Origin of the sequence: Companilactobacillus keshanensis, assembly GCF_003946205.1 — a bacterium.
Lineage (GTDB): Bacteria > Bacillota > Bacilli > Lactobacillales > Lactobacillaceae > Companilactobacillus > Companilactobacillus keshanensis.
Genome location: NZ_RHOS01000010.1, coordinates 1 through 19,682, shown reverse-complemented (window position 1 = coordinate 19,682; position 19,682 = coordinate 1). Strand labels below are relative to the sequence as shown.

Here is a 19,682-nt window from a genome sequence, read left to right as displayed (position 1 = left end):
TTTTCATTAAGAGCATTGGAGGATCAGATTATGGAACAAGATTATGAAAAGATTTTAGTACCAGTCGACGGATCAAAGGAAGCTGAAATGGCCTTTAGAAAGGCTGTCAAGGTTGCACAAATGAACAAAGGGCATCTTGATGTTTTAACGGTTCTTGATACTAAACAGTTCATCGGTTTACATGGTGGTATGTTGAATGGAGACGTTATTTATCAACTATCTGAAGATGCTCAAAAATATTTAAACGAATTAAAAGACGAAGCAGTTGCCAATGGTGCTAATGCTGATAATATCGACATTCACGTACGTTTTGGGGAACCAAAGACTGTTATTTCTCAAGAGTTCGTTGAAGAATACAAAAATGACTTAATTATGATCGGTTCTACCGGTATGAACGCTGTTACTCGATTATTAGTTGGTTCAGTATCTGAATACGTTACACGTAATGCTAGAACTGATGTTATCATTGTTAGAACCACAACTGATAACAGTGCAATTAAATAGTAATCCATAATATAGGAGAAAAAAGACTGAGATGAGTCATATCCCGGCCTTTTTTTATTGGTGAAGAAAATGAGATGTTCATGGGCTGATGATTCAGAAGAAATGCGATTATATCATGATACTGAATGGGGTAAAATTGATAAGGATGAACGTTACTTGTTTGAAATGCTGAGTTTGGAATTATCACAGGCTGGTCTTTCTTGGTCGACCATTTTAAAGAGACGTTCAGGTTATAAAGAAGTCTTTGATGATTTTGACGTGAACAAAGTAGCTGATTATTCTAATGAAAAGATTGCGGAGCTACTGCAAGATCCTAAAATCATTCGGAATAAATTAAAAGTTAATGCTATCGTTAATAATGCCAAGCAGATCAAGATAATGCATGATAATAATAAAAAATTCGGTGATTATATTTGGAGTTTTGTCGACAATAAGCAGATAATCAGTCATTATCAGACTATGGATGAACTTCCAGCTCAAGATGAATTGTCACAAAAAATAAGTAAGGATCTGAAAAAAAACGGCTTCAAATTCATTGGCCCAACGATTGTTTATTCATTCTTACAAGCAATTGGAGTTATTAATGATCATTTAGATGGCTGTGATTTTAAATAATCGAGTTTTTTAAGTATAATAGGAACGTAATAACGGAGGAAAATTTATGAATTCTGAGACTATTAGTGAATTTGCTGACTGGATCTACAAAAATAGTAAAGATGTTGAAAAAAAGGCTGCTAAATTAGACGTTGAAAAAGTTTACGAGTTGATCGATAATTTGGCAATTTTAAGAAAGCCCATCAAAGAATATTTTGATATGACTGAAGAAGACTACTATCAAAATGAGTCTGATCATCGACTAACTTTACAAAATCCCACTAGCAAATTAAACGAATTGCATGATCGTGTTCAAGTAAACCACGTTGACGGTTCTCTTTCAGGCCACGATATCAACTTTACATATAATCACGAAGATCCTTATGCAGATGGCGAATATAAGGCTAAAACGGATATACACTTGATTGAATATGCTTTTACAGTGATTGGTGCTGTGTACGATAATACAATTGTTTCTGATGTCAGAAATGCTCTTTCAAATGATGCAGTTTTGTCGATTGGACTAGCTGCCAAAGCAATTGAGGAATGGCAATAGCTTATGGAATTATTGACAGCTAAAGATCTGTCACTCCAAAATGAAGGTTACTTTGCGTTCAAGCATGTAACCTTTTCTTTGTATCAAAATGAGATCGCCTATATTTTAGGAGACAACGGCAGTGGTAAAACACAGTTTTTAGATACCCTGGCCAGTCTGAAATCACCTGACAGCGGAAAATTAGAAATTGCACCTAAAGCTAGATTTGGATACTTACCACAAATTGACCCAGAGATAATTACTAAACCCGTTAAAAAATATTTACGTGATATACAGAAATTGAGTGGTGATCTGGCGGTTAGAGACTCACAGTTAAAAGAATTGATCACTTATATGGGTATGGCACCATATTTGGACCGTTCAGTGCGACAGCTTTCTTTAGGATTAAAACAGCGCGTGGGGTTTTTAGCGGCAGTGGTGGGACATCCCAATATATTATTACTAGATGAGCCGTTTTCGTTTCAAAATAGTGAAATAATCACTAATATGTTGGATATTATCAAAGATCTTCGTGATAACAATTCAGGAGTCGTGATCGCCAGTACGGTTCAGGATGATAGTGTTGTTAACTATTTTGATAGTAATTATCTGTTAAAAGATAATAAACTAACTAAAATCACTGATCGGAATATGTCAGTTCATTACATGCTTATTTTTACAGTTACGAAAAAAACGATGGCACTACCTGGTGATATCAGTCGTTATTTATCCGTGAATATTGATAATTTAATTGAATTAAAAGTACCAATGAAGATCAAAGATTCCATCATTAAAGAGATGTTGGAATTGAATTATAATTTTGAGGGGGCACGAGTCCTTGAAAATTAAATTTTTGGCTAATAATTTTTTTAAAACTATTTTTCGAGATTACCTATATTTATCATTACTATTTATGTTAGGCGTTGTGGAATTTACAATGTATTCCAAATTAGCGTTAAGTAATACCCAACAAGTGATAATTTTGATCATTGCGACGTTTTTGATCGGATTAATCTCAGGATTGGGCTTTTTTAAGAATGATCAGTTGTATAATCGGTATGTAAAGCAAAGAGTCAGTAATTATTGGCTGTATATTACCACTCAAGCAATTATTTTATTGCTGCTGGACCTGTTAACAGCATTACTGGCATTTGCTAGTACTAAAAATTGGATATTAATCATATTATTTACAACATCGGGTTTTGTTGGCACGACGATAGCAATGATTTTGAAACCACGGTTTGAAAAACATTCTATTGTAGGGCAAATAGGAATCTTGATCCTGTTATATTTATCCTTGGCTGACAGTTCTAGTGGCCTACTTTACTATGTAAATTGGATCTTACCACCGATCTCCAAAATGATAGTAAGCTTGCAAGATGGTCATTCAATACAAGCATTACTACCAATTGCTGGGCAACAATTTGTCTACGGAATCATTCTATTTGCTATTAGCGGTGTTTTTTATCAAAAAAAATTCGAAAAATGAGATAAAAGTATTGCTATTTACTGTCTATTTCTGCTTTAATTGCCTGATGAACAAGGAGGCCTATAATGAGCAATATTTATTTACGTCGTGCAAAACAAGACGATTTGCCAAAAGTTATAGAAATTATTAAAGGCGCTAAAAAGACCTTACGCGATCGTGGTGTCGACCAGTGGCAACGTGGTTATCCTAACGAAGAAATCTTAAAACAGGATCTTGAAGAGGGTATTAACTATGTTTTATTGTTGGACGGTGAAGTTGTGGGAACAGCTGCTCTTCAACAAGGCTACGACAAAAACTATCAAGATATAACAAATGGTAAATGGGATGGAGACTCAGATGTAACATATTCGATCATTCATCGAATTGCAGTTGAACCTGGTCATCAGGGTCAACATCTGTCTGCTGCTTTGATCCAACAACTTATGACAATGTCTTATTATCTTGGTTATCAAGATGTCAGAATCGATACTCATCCAGAAAACCTAGTTATGCAACATGTTATCAAAGCTAATGGATTCAACGAAAAGGGTATTATTACTATGGACGAGGATAAAGGTGACCGAAAAGCCTACCAGATCCTACTAAAATAACAGTTAAATCAGACCTAAGATAAGCCATCATGACAGATGGTTTTTTTGATTCTTTTCACTAAAAAAATGTTAGTATGAGAAGTATTAGGAGAACAAAACATTGAATATTAAAAATTTTGCGAAAAAGGTTTTACGTCCAAGACCGTCTGAATTTATCTCTACACAAACTGATAATTTTCTCAGAAAATTGAAACCTAGACCTTTTTCAGTTGATTATATAAATAATGTTTTTAAAAATAATGTTAAACCACATATAACTGATAATACTATGACAATTTCTGTTCTGACTGATACTCATGCTAAGGCAATTGCTAGTGCATCTTATTATGGGATCAATGGCGTGCGTCATATTATTGAGAGCAATGCGGTCAGTGATGCAACTGGTGTTGATCTGAATGTACATCTAGGTGATATGATCGATGGTAGTGATAAACCAGAAATCAGTCGTGGTTTGTTACGATTTGCTGTGGAGAATTATCAAAACAGTAAATCGCCATTTTTTATTGCTGAAGGTAATCATGATGAGAATGACAAATATGATGAGCATCGCTTTGTCAGCTCGGCTTCATTCAGACGGGATGATTATGATAGTTTAGTAACGAATTCTGACTTTGATCAACCCAAAATTTTTAGACTTAATCCAGTTTCTAAAATTGGTTGGTTTGATAAAGGTGATATCCGAGTTATCTTTGTGAATACTAGTGATATTCCTTATATTCTGAACAATGGTTCTAAAAAATATGACTTCAAAAAAGTACGTGGTGTAAGAGAACAACAATTAGAAGATTTGATAACTGTGTTGGAAAATACGGTCGATAAGCACGTTGTGGTGATGGGACACGCCAATATTATTAGTCCTAGCGGCAGAAGTGCTTTAAATTTCAATGGCGACCTTATCCAGCAGCTTTTTGTGGCGTTCAATAACAAGGCACGCGGTCAAGTTAAAAATGAACTCACGGGTGATTTTGGCGTTAATTTAAGATATGACTTCTCATCAACAGGGATCTCTAAGGTTACAACCTATATTTGTGGACATATGCATTATGAAAAATACTATAAAGTTGCTGGAATTAATCATATAATATTAAATTGTTCTGCTTTAATGGGGAAGAAACATGGATTAACAACTGATTACAACAAGAAGTGGGATCGACGTTACAATGAAATATCTGAATTAGCTGGATATTTTGTTAATATTGATCCTGATAAATTGCGACTACAAATATTTGGTTACGGAGCAGCAACTAGATATGTAAGTTTTGAGATATAGGAGAAATAAATATGTGTGGAATTGTCGGATTCGTAGATAAGAATATTGCTGAGAAAAAACCAGTGATCGAATCTATGATGGATGCAATTAAGCATCGTGGTCCTAACAGTTCAGGTGAACTGATCAACGGCAACGTTGCACTGGGCTTTCGTCGCTTGAGTATTATAGATATCAAGGGCGGTATGCAGCCAATCTATAATGAAGATAATAGTAAAGCTATAATCTTCAATGGTGAAATTTATAATTATCAAATTATTAGAGAAGAGCTAAAAAAAGGCGGCCATAAATTTAAGACGAATACGGATACAGAAGTTCTATTACACGGTTTTGAAGAGTGGGGCATCGTTGAACTACTCAAAAAGATCCGTGGAATGTTTGCCTTTGTTATCTATGATCTGGAAACTGGCGATATAACGGGTGCTAGAGATTTCTTTGGTATCAAACCGTTGTACTATTACAATCGTCAAGGAACTTTCATTTTTGGTTCTGAGATCAAATCGTTTTTGAAACAGCCTAATTTTAAAAAGGAACTGAATAAAGCGGCTTTGAAACCTTATTTAACTTTCCAATACTCAGCTTTAAATGAAACATTTTTTAAAAATGTTTTCCGAATTCCTGAAGGTCACTATTTTACCTACAAAGGTGGAAAATTGAGTATCAAGAAATATTGGGATATGCATTTTAAAGAGAACCAATTGAGCTTTGAAGAAACTGTTAAAGAAATCGACGATTCATTACATGATTCGGTAAAAGCACATTCGATCAGTGATGTTTCGGTGGGCTCATTGTTGTCGAGTGGGGTCGATTCTAGTTATATAACTGCAATCTTGAAACCTGAACACACTTATTCGATCGATTTTGACACGAATACTTATGAAGAAGGCAGTGCGGCTAAAGAATTGGCCGATCACTTGGGATTGAAAAATACCCGTGGAATCGTAACAAGGGATGAAGCCATCAAGGCTATGCCTTTGATCCAATATTATATGGATGAACCAGATTCAAATCCTTCGTGTGTTCCACTTTATTTTTTGACGAAACTGGCTAGTAAAGATGTCACTGTTATTCTTTCTGGAGAGGGTGCGGATGAGTTATTTGCCGGTTATGCTAATTATGGCGATCATTCCAAATCTAAAGTTATTCGTGCGTTTGCTCAAGATCTGAAGAAACTACCTAAGGGTGTGCGCTATAAGCTAGCTCATGGATTTGAGAGATTACCTAATTTTCCAGGACGTTTGCACTTGTATGAATCTACTGCCAAGGCAGAAGAATTCTTTATTGGTGAAGCTAAGGTCTTTAGTGAAGATGAGGCAGCTGATATCGTTCAATCTGATTTTGAAAAGGCTCGTTCAGTAAAAGATATCGTGATGAGAAGCTATCGTAAAGTCGCTAATTTTGACGACGAAGTGAAGAAGATGCAGTATTTGGATCTGCATCAGTTTATGTCTAACGATATTTTATTAAAGGCTGATAGAATGAGTATGGCCAATTCTATGGAATTGCGTGTACCGTTCTTAGATAAAGAAGTTGCCAAGGTTGCTGCCGGGATTCCTACGAAATATCTTTTGAATAAAAAGGATAGCAAATATGCATTGAGAGTCGCTTCCAAACGTGCATTGCCAAAAGAATGGGCCAAGCGTAAAAAACTAGGATTTCCAGTACCGATCCGTGACTGGATCCGTTCAAAAGAAGTCTATCAACGGTTTAGAGAATTGTTCAGTGAAGATTTTGCTGGTGATTTTTTTGACCAAGATAAGATCATAGAAATGCTAGATGAATTTTATAATAATAAGAATGATGATCGTCGTAAGATTTGGACGATTTATACTTTCTTAATTTGGTACAAAGTGTTCTTTATCGATGATGGTAAAAAACCCAATGTTGATCCGAAAGTTAAGATCGTCAGCTAATAAATGAAAGCGTCCTTATTAATGGGGACGCTTTTAATGTTTAGTATAAGAATATTTAGAAAATGATAATTAAATGGCGTAATATCGAAGTATTGTTTGAATATGTTATAATTTTGTTTGAAATGTGTGTAAAATTTTAAATATGAACTCATAAAAGTAAGAGGTTGATCCTTATCGAAACTAAATCAGGAAAGAAATTCACTCCGATAATTTTAGGTAGTGATATGAATGTTTATGGTATGGCACGTGCTTTCCATGAAGTTTATGGTGGAGCAGTGCAAGCCTATGCGGGTGCGCAATTGGCACCTACTCGTTTTACTAAAATTGTTAATTTAAGTATTACTCAAGGTTTTTCTGAAGATCCAGTATTTATCGAAAAGATGCGCGAAATTGCTAAGGTTTATGAAAATCATGAAGAACCAGTTATCTTGATTGCCTGTGGTGATGGCTACGCAGAACTTATCAGTAAGCATAAAGAAGAGTTGTCAAAAACTTTCGTTTGTCCATATGTTGATTATGATAAGTTGAAGTCATTGAATAATAAGGAAAGTTTCTATCAGATTGCTGATAAACATGACCTTCCACATCCAAAGACAAAAATTATTACTAAAAAAATGTATCAAGAAAAATCTGACATGAATGTGCCATTTGACTATCCGGTGGCTTTAAAACCAGCCAATAGTGTGGAATGGTTGGATATTCACTTTGAAGGTCGAAAGAAGGCTTTTACAGTTCATTCAGATGATGAGTTTAATGATGTTGTCGCTAAGATTTATGACAATGGTTATAATTCTGACTTGATCCTACAAGATTTTATTCCTGGGGATGATTCCAACATGCGTGTGTTAAATGCTTATGTTGATCACAATCATCACGTCAAAATGATGTGTTTGGGACATCCGCTTTTGGAAGACCCAACTCCACAAGCTATTGGTAATTATGTAGCTATCGTGCCTGAATTTAATCAGGATGTGTATGACCTAGTTCAAAAATTTCTTGAGGATATTGAATTCACTGGATTTGCTAACTTTGATATGAAGTACGATGCACGTGACCAAACCTTCAAGTTTTTTGAAATTAATTTAAGACAAGGAAGAAGTAGTTTCTTTGTTACCCTAAACGGTTATAATTTAGCTAAATACCTAGTTGATGATTATGTTGAAGGCAGCTTAGAAAATGAACCTACAATTTATGCTAATAAGAATAAAGCCCAACATAAACTTTGGTTAGGTGTTCCGATCAAGGTCTTCAGAAAGTATGCTTCTGACAATGATGCCAGTCGTTATGCTGAAGAACTTATCAAACAAGAACGTACCGGTACAACGGTCTTTTATGACAAAGATAAGTCGTTCAAGCGTTGGTTGTTACTAACATATATGTTCCATAATTATGTCAAACGCTTTGATACATACTTTGAAGCAAATAAAGGCCGAGATTTCGAAAAATAGGAGGCTCAATTTAATGGATGAAGTACGTGATTATAAAGTTAAAAAAATTGAATATGAAAAGATTCTGATTTGTGTAGATTCTGATGATTTCGCATCATCTAAGAATGCTTTTAATTATGCTTGTTCATTAGCCAAACATTACAATGCCGAATTAGGGATCGTTTCCGTTCTGGAAATCGGTGATTTGAATATTTTCCAATCGCTTGATCCTGGTATTTTATCTGAACGTCGTAATCAGATCAAAGAATTACTTGAGACATATGGCAAGAAAGCTGAAACCTTTGGTGTAAATAACGTCCACTTGATGGTTACTGAAGGTAGCCCTGGTCAATCTATCGTTGAAAAGGTTATTCCTAAGTTTACTCCGGATCTTGTTATTGTTGGAGTTGAGGAAAAGAATCGTTATCGTAATACTATTGGTTCACAAGCTGCAAAGATCGTTAATAATGCTCGCGTTTCGGTCAGTGTCATTAGATAGTAGAATAGAATTGAAAATAATGAATTTGTTAGGATATCTTAATTGGGTATCCTTTTTTTGACCCCAATTCAATTTCAGAAAATATGGACTATATAAAACGTATGATAAAATTCCTTTCAGTAGCCCTACGGCTCATAATTTTTCTAATGAAAATAAAATAGTGATATAGTAGTTATAAAATTGCATGGTGGTGTATATATGTTTACTAGTAAGATTATCGGTGGATCTGGCGACATGATCGACGCTAAACCGACTGATTATAAAGAAAATTTGTACTTGGCTGTTAATGGTGCTTGGCAAGAGAAAGCCGAAATACCATCAGACAAACCAAGAACTGGTGGATTCATGGATCTCGACGAGGGTGTTGAGAAATCATTAATGAAAGATTTTCATGAGTTTGCTAATGATGAGAAAAAAATAAATAACGACTTGTTATTACAAGCCGTTAAATTATATCGTTTAACAAATAATGTTGAACATTTGAATAAGTTTCATCATCAACCTATTCTAAAGGACATTCAGAGGATCACTGATTTAAATAATGTTAAGGAACTCAGTGAACATTTGGCTGACTTTTCAAGAGATGGATTCTCATTACCAATTGACATTGATGTTGATGCAGATATGAAGGACACTTCTAAAAATGTTGTTTATGTTGGTGGAGCAGGCTTGATTCTTCCAGACAAGACTTATTATGATGAAAAGAATGAATCAGGTAAGCAACTTCTGACTAGGTTTGCCGAAGTAGCAACGCGTCTGCTTTCAATGATTGGCTATGATCTTGAAGAAGCCAAGAAAATTGTTGAAAAGGCTTTGGTTTTTGATAAGGCATTAGTTCCGATCGTTAAAAGTTCTGAAGAATGGGCCGATTATACTAAGATTTATAATCCAATGGACTTTTCAGAGTATATCAAGAAGTCAGATAACCTTGATTTGAAACAACAAGTTGAAGATCTTATAAATGACACACCAGACAAAGTTATCATTACTGAACCACGTTATTTAGATAATCTAAATAAATTGGTTAATGATGATACCTTTGATAATCTTAAAGCTTGGATGTTGGTAGATTATTTGACTGGAAATGCTTCTAACTTAGATGAAGAATTCCGTCAAACAATTGGAGAATACAATCTTGCTTTAAGTGGTGCCAAAGAATTACAAAATAGAACTAAATACGCTTACCACAAGGCTTCAGGTATCTTTAGTCAGGTAGTCGGAGTTTATTATGGTAATAAATATTTCGGTGAAGCTGCTAAAAAAGACGTTGCTAATATGATCAAGAAAATGATTGCTATTTATGAGCAACGTATTAGTGATAATAGCTGGTTGAGCGAAGCCACAAAACAAAAAGCTATCGTTAAATTGGATAAGATCGAAGTTAAGGTTGGATATCCAGATAAGATTGATGATATTTATAAGAAAATCAGTATTAATGAGAATGAATCATTGTATGAAAATATAATTGCCATTAGAAAGATCTTTAGACAAAATTCCTTGGATCAATATAGTAAACCAGTCGATCGTAAGAAATGGCTTATGCCTGGGCATATGGTCAATGCTTGTTATGATCCTTCAAGAAATGACATAACTTTCCCAGCCGCTATCTTGCAAGCTCCATTCTATAGTTTGGATCAGTTGAGTAGTGAAAATTATGGTGGTATTGGAGCCGTCATTGCGCATGAAATTTCTCATGCCTTTGATAACAATGGTGCACAATTCGATGAATACGGGAATATGAATAATTGGTGGACTAAGGAAGATTATGAGAAGTTTCAAGGACTTACTCAAAAAGTTATCGATCAGTTCGATGATATTCCATACGCCGGAAGCAAGGTTAATGGTAAGTTAGTAGTCAGTGAAAATGTTGCTGATGATGGTGGACTTCGCTGTGCTCTGGAAGCTGCCAAATCAGAAGATGATTATGATGCTAAAAAGTTCTTTATTAATTGGGCGAGAGTTTGGAGATTAAAAGCTACTAAACAATTTAATGAACTATTACTTTCGACTGATGTCCATGCACCAGGTCCATTACGCGCCAATGTTCAGGCACAAAATATGGATGAGTTCTATGATGCTTTTGAGATCACATCTGATGATGGAATGTGGTTGGATCCTTCTAAGAGAGTAACTATCTGGTAATTTCCGGATAAGAGTTTTAAATTTATAATAGTTATTTTGGAAGTCCTCAAGTATATTAAATATTGTATACTTGAGGACTTTTTTGTTTGAATTCACTATCATAATCCTTGTAGTTTTCCGAAAAAAATTAATAAAAATGTCATAATTTTCAAAATAAATTTATCTTGACTAAAATTATTCGTCATGAGAGAATCTAATTCCTGTGTTTTGAATGGGATTAGGAGGGGATTTTATGATAGAAGAAACATTTACTATACCTAATTGGCGTCGTAATATAAATATTTTTTTGGTGGGGCAATTTTTCTCAGGTATCACTAGTATGGTGGTGCAGTATTCAATTATTTGGTATTTAACTAAACAAACTGGATCTGCAACTATTCTTAGTTTTGCTACTTTATTGGGTATGCTACCAATGGTTTTATTAAGCCCATTGATCGGACCGTTTGTTGATCGAACTAATAAGAAAGTTTTATTAATTGTTCCAGACATAGTTGCGGCCGTGATTGCAATTATTTTGGCAGTTGTTGGAATTGTTAATAAGGATTTTCCATTGTGGTTGATTTTTGTATCGTTATTGATGCGGTCTATCGCACAAACATTTCAAATGCCAACAATTCAATCGATCATACCAACAATGGTTCCAGGTAAAGAACTTACGAAGATGAACGGTCAGTTGGGAATGATTCAATCAGCTAATATGATTATTGCACCGGCATTAGGAGCGTTTTTATTTTCAATTGTTCCAATAACTATGCTGATTTTATTGGACGTTATTGGTGCTGTAATCGGGGTTACAGTGATTCTTTTTGTTAAAATTCCTGAACATCCAGTTTTTGATGAGAAAATTAAGATCTTGTCTGATATGAAGTTTGGGTTAACTCAATTAAAAGATAATAAGGGGCTCTGGTATATAACTTTAATGGGGATGGTTTTTACACTTTTGTTCATGCCCGCTGCCAGTTTATACCCATTAATGACAATGTCTTATTTTAAAGGTACGGTTGCACAAGCAGGTATTATTGAAGTGATTTATTCAGTGGGAATGCTTGCCGGAGGCGCAGTGATCGGATTTTTGGGAAACTGGTCTGATCGAATGAAACCGATTTTGATGTCCATGCTGGTTATGGGGATCGGATTTGGTGCTAGTGGATTTTTACCTGGTAATCAAAAGGGATTTATCTTGTTTGCCGTTTTAAATGCAATTGCTGGCATCGCTACACCTTTTTTCAACACTTTGTTGATGGCTATGATCCAGCAAAGTTATCCTCCTGAAAATCTTGGCCGCATTTTGGGAATCTTGAATTCATTAATGAGTATTGCTGGACCAGTAGGTTTGATATTTGCTGGTCCTTTGGCCGATAAAATTGGTGTAAATAGTTTATTTATAATTGGTGGATTAGGGACTTTGGCATGTGGATTGTTTGCGTTCTTGATGCCTGCAACGAGAAATATCGATATTCTACTCCAAGAGAAAATTAAATCTGAATCAGAAGTAAAAGATTGAAAAATGATATAATAAATATAATATTTTAAATGAAGGTTGAGACGATAGTCCGGCCTTTTTTTGTTAAGTCAGGTGGATGAGATGGCATATATTGAAGTGAAACACGAGTATAAACGATACCAAATGGGCGAAACTGAAATTATCGCCAATAACGATTTGTCTTTTGAAGTTGAGAGGGGAAAATTGACTGTAATTTTAGGTCCTAGCGGTGCAGGTAAATCGACAGTTTTAAATATCTTAGGCGGTATGGATTCACCTAGTGACGGTGAAATTATCATTGATGGTACTGATATTGGAAAATTTACTGAACGCCAGTTGACGGAGTATCGTCGTAATGATGTAGGTTTTGTCTTTCAATTTTATAATTTGATTCCTAATTTGACGACTAAAGAAAATGTTGAATTGGCTTCGGCAATTGTTGATGATGCGTTAGATCCAACCGAAGTATTGAAACAAGTTGGCTTGAGTCAGCGAATTGATAACTTTCCTTCACAACTATCAGGTGGTGAACAGCAACGTGTAGCGATTGCCCGTGCATTGGCTAAGAATCCTAAATTATTACTTTGTGATGAACCAACCGGAGCACTTGATTATGAAACTGGTAAGCAAGTTTTAACTCTACTTCAAAATGCCAGCCATAAAGATGACAAAACAGTTATCATTATTACTCATAACTCGGCTTTAGCCAGTATGGCTGATCGAATTATTCGAATAAATGATGCTAAAGTTCGTTCAGTTGAAGATAATCAAGATCCTAAACCTGTTCAAGATATAGAATGGTAGGTGGAAAAATTGAAACCTTTGACTAAAAATATGTGGCGAGATATCGGCAAATCTAAAGGACGTTTTATTGCTATTATTCTAATTATCATGTTAGGAGTATTGATTTTTGTTGGCGTTAAAGCCACCGGCCCTAGTTTGAATGATTCATTAAATAGAACGGTGGTTGAAAATAAATTATCTGATATTCAGGTTACTTCAACAACTGGATTCACTAAAAGTGACCTCAAAAAGGCATCTATCAAAGGGGGTAAAGTTGAGGCTGTTAAATATAAACAAGCTGTTGGTGGTAAAGGATTGGCCGTTTCTTTGTACGGATATGATAAGAATAATAATCAGAACTCCTTAATTGTACGTAGTGGTCATTTACCAAGAAATAACAATGAAATAATTTTGGATCAAGTAGCCCAAACTAAATATGGTTATAAATTAGGTCAGAAATTTTCCTTTAGTAAAAATGCTAATTTGAAAAATCGGTCTTATAAAATTGTTGGCTTTGCCAGTTCGCCTCAATATATTGATAATGAATCTCGTGGCTCCAGTAATGTGGGTGATGGGACTGTTCGGCTTTTTGCATATATTCCGGATGATCAAATGAATCTTAAAGCAGCAACACAACTTAATATCCGTTTTAAAAATTTGCAGTCAAAAGATACTTTTAGCGACAGTTATAAAGACGCTGTTTCTTCAAAAGTTGATATATTAGAAACTAAATTTAAAAAGCGAGCAGATCAAAGAAGCACTAGTCTTTATAAGACTTCCAAAAATGTCTTGGCACAACAACAGGTTAAACTGGATTCTTATAAGAACAAATTAATTATGTCCCAAGCTGCCGGCATGAATGTAAGTTCACAACTTGAAAAATTGAATTCGCAACAAAAAGAGTTAGATTCGGCCACTAAAGAATTAAGAAAACAGACTAAGACTAGTTATATTTGGCAAACCAGGGCAGATTTACCAGGATTTTCTGCTTATGGAGAGAGTTCTGATCGAATTGCTGCGATAGCTAATGTTTTCCCAGTGTTCTTCTTTCTAATTGCTGCGTTGATAACATTTACAACTGTTACAAGAATGATCGAAGAAGCTAGAGGACAAATTGGTACTTTTAAAGCTTTAGGATATACAAAGTGGGAAATAGCTCAAAATTATTTCTACTATGCATTGACTGCGGGGCTAATTGGAACAGTATTAGGAGCAGTTATTGGGAATGAAACCTTGCCTAGAATTGTTTTGGCACTGTATAAGCAATATATCCCCCTGACCTGGGATGTTAAATTTCAATGGCTGATCGTCTTGTTAGCTTTGTTATTCTCTTTAATTTCAACAGTTGGTGCAGCAATGATCGTTGTTAGTCGTGAATTATCAGAGGGTCCGGCGGAATTGATGCGTCCCAAAGCACCTAAATCGGCTAAGAAAATCCTCTTGGAACGCATAAAACCATTTTGGAATCGACTTAGTTTTAATCGTAAAGTCAGTTATCGAAATCTCTTCAGATTTAAGTCACGAATGTTTATGACTATTATCGGTATTGCCGGTGGGACGGCTTTGATTTTGACGGGATTTGGAATTCAAAATTCGATTGGGGCCAGTGGCAGTCGTCAATATGGTGAAATTTTTGATTATCAGGCGGTAGTTAAAACTAATCATCTTGGTGACACCTTGAAAGTTTTGAAGAAAGATCAGCAGTATAAAAATAGTGCGGCTATACATGCCACAACAGGTAAGATTTATCACTCTGGCCATCAAGTGAATGATGTAAATTTCTATACTCCTGAGAACAGAGATTTTTCTAAATATATTCATTTAAAAGATATTAATAGTAAAAAGTCCTTAAATCTAAAAAATAACCAAGTTATTTTAACAAAAAAAATGGCGACTATTCTAGATGTTAAGGCTGGCGACATCATCAAGTTAAAAACGGTTGGTAAAACTCATAGAGTTAAAGTTTCAGCAGTAACTCAGAATTTTGTAGGCCATTTCATGTATTTGAATAAGACAACTTATCAAAAATTGTTTGGTAAACAACCAAAGTCAAATACCTTGTTACTCCATTTAGATAGGCAAACTTCTAATCAGCGAAATAATTTGGCTAATCAATTATTAAAGAATGGCCGAGCTTTAGGAACAAGCTATACTTACGATCAACAATCGACGATATCCAAAATGACTTCATCACTAAATCCAATTATATTGATTTTTATCTTATTGTCAGGAATATTGTCATTTGTTGTTTTATATAATTTAACTAATATTAATGTTTCTGAAAGAATTAGAGAGTTATCGACTATTAAAGTTTTAGGGTTCTATGATAAAGAAGTTACAATGTATATCGTGCGCGAGAATATAGTTTTGACAATTCTAGGAATAATTGTTGGATATGGTGTAGGCAATTTATTAACTGCCTATATTTTAAATCAAGCCTCAACGGCACTAGTCATTTTCCCATTAACAATTCATTTAACGGGATATTTGGTTGCAACAATATTAATGATTATCTTCACAGTAATAGTTATGTTGATAACTCATCATAAGTTGAAATATATTGATATGATCGGTGCCCTCAAGTCATCAGAATAAATATTCATTAAAGCAAAAGAGCTGAACGCATATGTCAGTTCTTTTTTAATAGGAGGAAATTTAAATGGAATTAACTAATAAAAAAATTCTCATAGTTGGTGGAACCTCAGGCTTTGGCAAACAAGTGGCCCTAGATGTTCAAAGTTTAGGTGCCAAAGTGACAGTTATTGGTCATGATTTTGACAGAACTAAGAAATTTACTGAAGAGACTAGTATTAAAGGCATTGCTTTAAACGCACAAGATAAATCAGAACTAGAAAACTTTTTTGAAGATAAGAAATTTGATCATATTATTTCTACACTAGGTGGTGCCATGGGTGGAGGTTTTTTAGACAGTTCAATGGAACTTTTACGTAGGACGATCGAAGATAAATTTTTTGCTAATTTGCAATTGGCAAAAATAGCGGTCAAACATTTAAATGAATCCGGTTCATTAATTTTGACGTCTGGATCTGGTGGTCATCCCTACGATGCATCTGGTGCAATTATTGGTAATCAAGCTATTAATACACTTATCGCAGGACTTGGTGTTGAACTCGCTCCAGATAAAAGGGCCAATGCGGTTTCACCGACATGGACACCAACAGGATTATGGCGTGATATGTCTAATGAACAAATAGAACAACAGAAAAATGATTTTTCTAAAGGGGTGCCATTAAAAAGAGTTTCGACAGTTAAAGAAGTCGCCAGTGCCTATATTTATTTGATGCAAAATGATTTCGTGACGGGTCAGGTGCTAAGGGTTGACGGTGGAGTCGATTTATAATTGATGTTAAACTTAAAGTTAACTTGAATAAAAAGGTGATAAATATGGATGAAAAAATAGAAAAGAGATATCGGATCGGTGATTTTGCCAAAGTAACTGGATTGAGTAGTCCGACATTAAGATATTATGAAAAAGAGGGGTTGATCAACCCTCATAGAACCGAAAATGGATTGCGTTATTATACTGATCAAGATACTAATTGGATAAAATTCCTGCTACATCTCAAGAGTACCGGTATGACGATTGAACAGTTGAAACAATACGTAGACTGGCGTGCCGAAGGGGATATTACGATAGATAAACGAATTGCACTTTTAGAAGAAGTCAGAGGTAACTTTGAAGCGGAATTTGAAAATCTTCAAAAGAGTTGGACCATTTTAAATGATAAGTTGGATTGGTATAAGGGCAAGGAAAATGGTCATATTGAGGATAGTGAAAGCTTTACCGAATATTTAAGACGATTGAACCATGAAGAATAATCTGTTTTTGAGCGTATATAAAAATCTCTTAGATCTACAAATTTATTATTGAATTTGTAGATTTAAGAGATTTTTTTTAAATAAACCCTTGCCTTGAAGTTAACTTTAAGGTGTTTAATGAATCTCGTAATCAAACGAATGAAAAAGGGAAGTATATAAATAATGTCAAAATTTGAAGAATTAAAAAATGAGGGTGTATTTCCAGTTGGAGATAAGAATGAAGCTTATGCCAAATACTTTATTGGACAAAGTTATTTAAAAAATTTAGTACCCTCAGATGATAATATCGATATTAATGTTGGCAATGTTACATTTGAACCAGGATGCCGTAATGATTGGCATATTCATCACGATGGATTTCAAATTCTTTTGGTAACCGGCGGCGAAGGATGGTATCAAGAAGAAGGCAAACCTGCTCAATTGTTGAAAAAAGGTGATGTAGTCGCAATTCACGATGGTGTAAAGCATTGGCATGGAGCTACTAAAGATAGTTGGTTTAGTCATGTTGCTATTACAAAAGGTACATCAGAATGGTTAGAATCAGTTACAGACGAAGATTACGAAAAATTAGGTAAATAAGGAGAAATTTAAATGTCAGTTAAAAATAAAGTAGTAGTAATTACAGGTGCATCTTCAGGAATTGGCGAAGCTACAGCAAAACTTTTAGCAAGTAATGGTGCTAAGGTCGTTCTCGGTGCTCGTCGTGAAGCAAAACTAAGTAAAATTGTTAAGGACATCGAAACCGATGGTGGAGAGGCCGCTTATCAAGTTACAGATGTACGTGATCCAAAAGAGGTAAAGTCACTAGTTCAATTAGCTAAAGATAAATTTGGTGCTTTGGATGTTATCTTTAATAACGCTGGTATTATGCCAACATCATCAATCAGTGCTCTACATACTGATGAATGGAACGACATGATCGATATTAATTTGAAAGGAGTTTTAAACGGAGTTGCTGCAGTAATGCCTGATTTTGTTGCGCAAAAACATGGACATATTATTACGACATCTTCAGTAGCTGGAATTAAGAGTTTCCCAGGAGCTGGGGTTTACGGTGCTACTAAGTTTGCAGTCAGAAATCTGATGGAAGTAATCAGGACAGAAAGCGCACAGGAAGGTACAAATATTAGGACTTCAACACTTTATCCTGCTGCGATCAATACAGAATTGTTAAATACGATCACTGATAAGGATGCCAAAAAAGGCATGGATGCTTTGTATGATCAAGTCGGTATTGCCCCAATCTCAATTGCTAGAGTGGTAAACTTTGCAATTGATCAACCAGAAGAAGTTAACATTAATGAATTTACAATTTATCCTACTAAACAGGCTTAATTAGTAATTTGTTATTTTTATATATTGTTAAATAATATTGGCTTTTGATTTAAGATGTTATAATAGATTTGCAATTAAGAAAAGTTATCATATGTAGAATTACCAAAGGCCTTAGCGGTTGCATCCGCTAAGGCCTTTTTTACATACTAAGATGTGGTGAGTTAGAAGAAGATGTATTTATTTTTTTTTTCGGTTATCTAACCAGTAACTGAACAGAGCAATCAAACACCCAGCTATAATTTGGGCAAGAAAAGTTATCATACAATATAGTCCTCCTCACTATCACATAGGAAAAGAGTGACTATATAAAATAGGTTAAATATTGACTATTAATTTATGCCCCTTTTTCAAAAACCAATAATTACAATAAATACTTGTGATGACAAAAAAGATCATTAGTATGACCGAGATAGTATCAAAATTTATATTTGTCCTTAATGATAAACCGTTTAATCCAGCCATGAAGTCGGCCAAAGAATGAGATATCATCGAAAAGATAATATTTCTAGTTATCAGATAAGAAATGGCAAAGATAGATCCGAGTCCTAATGCATATCCGATTTGAATCGCAGTCTGGATCGTACTTTGTTGTAGACTAAACATATTCAATATATGTGCTATTCCAAAGAGTATTGTACTTAAGTAAACTTGTAAGTAGATGTTTTTACTAAAGCGACTGATCAACCAGATCATTAATACTCGAAAAATTGTTTCTTCAAAGATACCGGTTCCTAATGGTCTAAAAAGTAATGTTCCCAGGGTTTTAAAACCAGGAATCTGTGGTTGAAAATTCAAGGATATTGTTAAAATAAATGTTATCAGAATGGTGTACAGACCATATTTAGAGTTATTTTGATCAAGAAATTCAACCTTTTCTTTAACAGACAGAAAAAATAATATTCCTAAAGAGACAATGATTTCTTTAGGAATATAAAAATCCTGTATCTTTAAAATAACTCGTAAAATAAAACCAGAGGCAAGAGACAAAACGATGTAGATCAATAATAGATACGTTAGATCGACAACAAGATGATCTTTCTTAGCAGGTTTTAACATGATGAAATCTCCTTGAAATTATTACTCATATTATATGCTGAAATATTTTGATTTAGTTCCTTTTTGGCATAACGTCAAAAGGATCAGAGAGTATTAATAAATTCATATATTTGTCACAAAAAAAAGAGATTTATCACACCTGATTGGTACTGAGTATATAATTTGATACAGATAAATAAGAGCACTTCTGAGAAAATAAATCTTGGAGGTGCTTTTGCTTTGACT

At 34.5% G+C, this 19,682-nt stretch carries 20 protein-coding genes; 18 read left to right on the top strand and 2 right to left on the bottom strand.

Annotated elements, in window-relative coordinates; genetic code table 11:
- Window positions 1–30: 30 nt before the first annotated feature.
- From EKM64_RS06790 to EKM64_RS06705, 18 genes are all read left to right on the top strand, one after another.
- Window positions 31–504, top strand: a complete 474-nt coding sequence (locus EKM64_RS06790; protein ID WP_125676927.1) for a universal stress protein — start codon at window positions 31–33, stop codon at window positions 502–504.
- A 69-nt stretch (window positions 505–573) separates the two neighbouring features.
- Complete coding sequence (locus EKM64_RS06785; RefSeq protein WP_125676925.1) at window positions 574–1,119, top strand: DNA-3-methyladenine glycosylase I; 546 nt, start codon at window positions 574–576, stop codon at window positions 1,117–1,119.
- Window positions 1,120–1,165: 46 nt separating this feature from the next.
- Complete coding sequence (locus tag EKM64_RS06780; RefSeq protein WP_125676923.1) at window positions 1,166–1,654, top strand: hypothetical protein; 489 nt, start codon at window positions 1,166–1,168, stop codon at window positions 1,652–1,654.
- A gap of 3 nt (window positions 1,655–1,657) precedes the next feature.
- Window positions 1,658–2,482 (top strand): ATP-binding cassette domain-containing protein, encoded by an 825-nt coding sequence (locus tag EKM64_RS06775; protein WP_125676921.1) that lies wholly within the window; start codon window positions 1,658–1,660, stop codon window positions 2,480–2,482.
- Entirely contained in the window at window positions 2,472–3,122 is a 651-nt protein-coding gene (locus EKM64_RS06770; RefSeq protein WP_125676919.1) for a hypothetical protein, read from the top strand. Before EKM64_RS06775 ends, EKM64_RS06770 begins: the two co-directional genes overlap by 11 nt.
- A gap of 65 nt (window positions 3,123–3,187) precedes the next feature.
- A complete protein-coding gene (locus tag EKM64_RS06765; protein WP_125676917.1) occupies window positions 3,188–3,712 on the top strand; it encodes a GNAT family N-acetyltransferase in 525 nt (174 codons plus the stop codon).
- A 100-nt stretch (window positions 3,713–3,812) separates the two neighbouring features.
- A complete protein-coding gene (locus EKM64_RS06760) occupies window positions 3,813–4,982 on the top strand; it encodes a metallophosphoesterase family protein (RefSeq protein WP_125676915.1) in 1,170 nt (389 codons plus the stop codon).
- Window positions 4,983–4,993: 11 nt separating this feature from the next.
- Window positions 4,994–6,892: an asparagine synthase (glutamine-hydrolyzing) gene (gene asnB / locus EKM64_RS06755; protein ID WP_125676913.1), complete on the top strand. Its 1,899-nt coding sequence runs from the start codon at window positions 4,994–4,996 to the stop codon at window positions 6,890–6,892.
- Between the two features lie 224 nt (window positions 6,893–7,116).
- The gene (locus EKM64_RS06750; RefSeq protein ID WP_191988524.1) at window positions 7,117–8,340 is read left to right on the top strand and encodes a carboxylate--amine ligase; all 1,224 of its coding nucleotides are present in this window, start codon (window positions 7,117–7,119) and stop codon (window positions 8,338–8,340) included.
- Between the two features lie 13 nt (window positions 8,341–8,353).
- Window positions 8,354–8,818 carry a universal stress protein gene (locus tag EKM64_RS06745; RefSeq protein WP_125676909.1) on the top strand — a complete coding sequence of 155 codons (465 nt, stop codon included), beginning with the start codon at window positions 8,354–8,356 and terminating at the stop codon, window positions 8,816–8,818.
- 198 nt (window positions 8,819–9,016) lie between these two features.
- Window positions 9,017–10,960 (top strand): M13 family metallopeptidase, encoded by a 1,944-nt coding sequence (locus EKM64_RS06740; RefSeq protein ID WP_125676907.1) that lies wholly within the window; start codon window positions 9,017–9,019, stop codon window positions 10,958–10,960.
- Between the two features lie 232 nt (window positions 10,961–11,192).
- Entirely contained in the window at window positions 11,193–12,464 is a 1,272-nt protein-coding gene (locus tag EKM64_RS06735; protein ID WP_125676905.1) for an MFS transporter, read from the top strand.
- 81 nt (window positions 12,465–12,545) lie between these two features.
- Window positions 12,546–13,247 carry an ABC transporter ATP-binding protein gene (locus EKM64_RS06730; RefSeq protein ID WP_125676903.1) on the top strand — a complete coding sequence of 234 codons (702 nt, stop codon included), beginning with the start codon at window positions 12,546–12,548 and terminating at the stop codon, window positions 13,245–13,247.
- A gap of 9 nt (window positions 13,248–13,256) precedes the next feature.
- Window positions 13,257–15,821 carry an ABC transporter permease gene (locus EKM64_RS06725; protein ID WP_125676901.1) on the top strand — a complete coding sequence of 855 codons (2,565 nt, stop codon included), beginning with the start codon at window positions 13,257–13,259 and terminating at the stop codon, window positions 15,819–15,821.
- A 64-nt stretch (window positions 15,822–15,885) separates the two neighbouring features.
- Entirely contained in the window at window positions 15,886–16,587 is a 702-nt protein-coding gene (locus EKM64_RS06720) for an SDR family oxidoreductase (protein ID WP_125676898.1), read from the top strand.
- A gap of 44 nt (window positions 16,588–16,631) precedes the next feature.
- Window positions 16,632–17,066, top strand: a complete 435-nt coding sequence (locus tag EKM64_RS06715) for a MerR family transcriptional regulator (protein ID WP_125676896.1) — start codon at window positions 16,632–16,634, stop codon at window positions 17,064–17,066.
- 162 nt (window positions 17,067–17,228) lie between these two features.
- Window positions 17,229–17,645, top strand: a complete 417-nt coding sequence (locus EKM64_RS06710) for a cupin domain-containing protein (protein ID WP_125676894.1) — start codon at window positions 17,229–17,231, stop codon at window positions 17,643–17,645.
- 12 nt (window positions 17,646–17,657) lie between these two features.
- Window positions 17,658–18,401 carry an SDR family oxidoreductase gene (locus EKM64_RS06705; protein WP_125676892.1) on the top strand — a complete coding sequence of 248 codons (744 nt, stop codon included), beginning with the start codon at window positions 17,658–17,660 and terminating at the stop codon, window positions 18,399–18,401.
- A gap of 177 nt (window positions 18,402–18,578) precedes the next feature.
- On the opposite strand, the gene EKM64_RS06700 is transcribed toward EKM64_RS06705, so the two are convergent.
- Together EKM64_RS06700 and EKM64_RS06695 are read right to left on the bottom strand one after the other, a co-directional pair.
- Window positions 18,579–18,662, bottom strand: a complete 84-nt coding sequence (locus tag EKM64_RS06700) for a type I toxin-antitoxin system Fst family toxin (protein WP_125677051.1) — start codon at window positions 18,660–18,662, stop codon at window positions 18,579–18,581.
- Between the two features lie 54 nt (window positions 18,663–18,716).
- Window positions 18,717–19,457, bottom strand: coding sequence for a CPBP family intramembrane glutamic endopeptidase (locus EKM64_RS06695; RefSeq protein ID WP_125676890.1), 741 nt, complete (start codon window positions 19,455–19,457; stop codon window positions 18,717–18,719).
- Window positions 19,458–19,682 lie beyond the last annotated feature (225 nt).

Bases quoted from the DNA above. Each gene is read 5' to 3' on its own strand.
- EKM64_RS06765 (WP_125676917.1), top strand. From the start codon at position 3,188: ATGAGCAATATTTATTTACGTCGTGCAAAACAAGACGATTTGCCAAAA.
- EKM64_RS06790 (WP_125676927.1), top strand. From the start codon at position 31: ATGGAACAAGATTATGAAAAGATTTTAGTACCAGTCGACGGATCAAAG.
- EKM64_RS06710 (WP_125676894.1), top strand. From the start codon at position 17,229: ATGTCAAAATTTGAAGAATTAAAAAATGAGGGTGTATTTCCAGTTGGA.
- EKM64_RS06775 (WP_125676921.1), top strand. From the start codon at position 1,658: ATGGAATTATTGACAGCTAAAGATCTGTCACTCCAAAATGAAGGTTAC.
- EKM64_RS06785 (WP_125676925.1), top strand. From the start codon at position 574: ATGAGATGTTCATGGGCTGATGATTCAGAAGAAATGCGATTATATCAT.
- asnB (WP_125676913.1), top strand. From the start codon at position 4,994: ATGTGTGGAATTGTCGGATTCGTAGATAAGAATATTGCTGAGAAAAAA.
- EKM64_RS06720 (WP_125676898.1), top strand. From the start codon at position 15,886: ATGGAATTAACTAATAAAAAAATTCTCATAGTTGGTGGAACCTCAGGC.
- EKM64_RS06700 (WP_125677051.1), bottom strand. From the start codon at position 18,662: ATGATAACTTTTCTTGCCCAAATTATAGCTGGGTGTTTGATTGCTCTG.
- EKM64_RS06715 (WP_125676896.1), top strand. From the start codon at position 16,632: ATGGATGAAAAAATAGAAAAGAGATATCGGATCGGTGATTTTGCCAAA.
- EKM64_RS06735 (WP_125676905.1), top strand. From the start codon at position 11,193: ATGATAGAAGAAACATTTACTATACCTAATTGGCGTCGTAATATAAAT.
- EKM64_RS06780 (WP_125676923.1), top strand. From the start codon at position 1,166: ATGAATTCTGAGACTATTAGTGAATTTGCTGACTGGATCTACAAAAAT.
- EKM64_RS06695 (WP_125676890.1), bottom strand. From the start codon at position 19,457: ATGTTAAAACCTGCTAAGAAAGATCATCTTGTTGTCGATCTAACGTAT.
- EKM64_RS06705 (WP_125676892.1), top strand. From the start codon at position 17,658: ATGTCAGTTAAAAATAAAGTAGTAGTAATTACAGGTGCATCTTCAGGA.
- EKM64_RS06750 (WP_191988524.1), top strand. From the start codon at position 7,117: ATGAATGTTTATGGTATGGCACGTGCTTTCCATGAAGTTTATGGTGGA.
- EKM64_RS06740 (WP_125676907.1), top strand. From the start codon at position 9,017: ATGTTTACTAGTAAGATTATCGGTGGATCTGGCGACATGATCGACGCT.
- EKM64_RS06745 (WP_125676909.1), top strand. From the start codon at position 8,354: ATGGATGAAGTACGTGATTATAAAGTTAAAAAAATTGAATATGAAAAG.
- EKM64_RS06730 (WP_125676903.1), top strand. From the start codon at position 12,546: ATGGCATATATTGAAGTGAAACACGAGTATAAACGATACCAAATGGGC.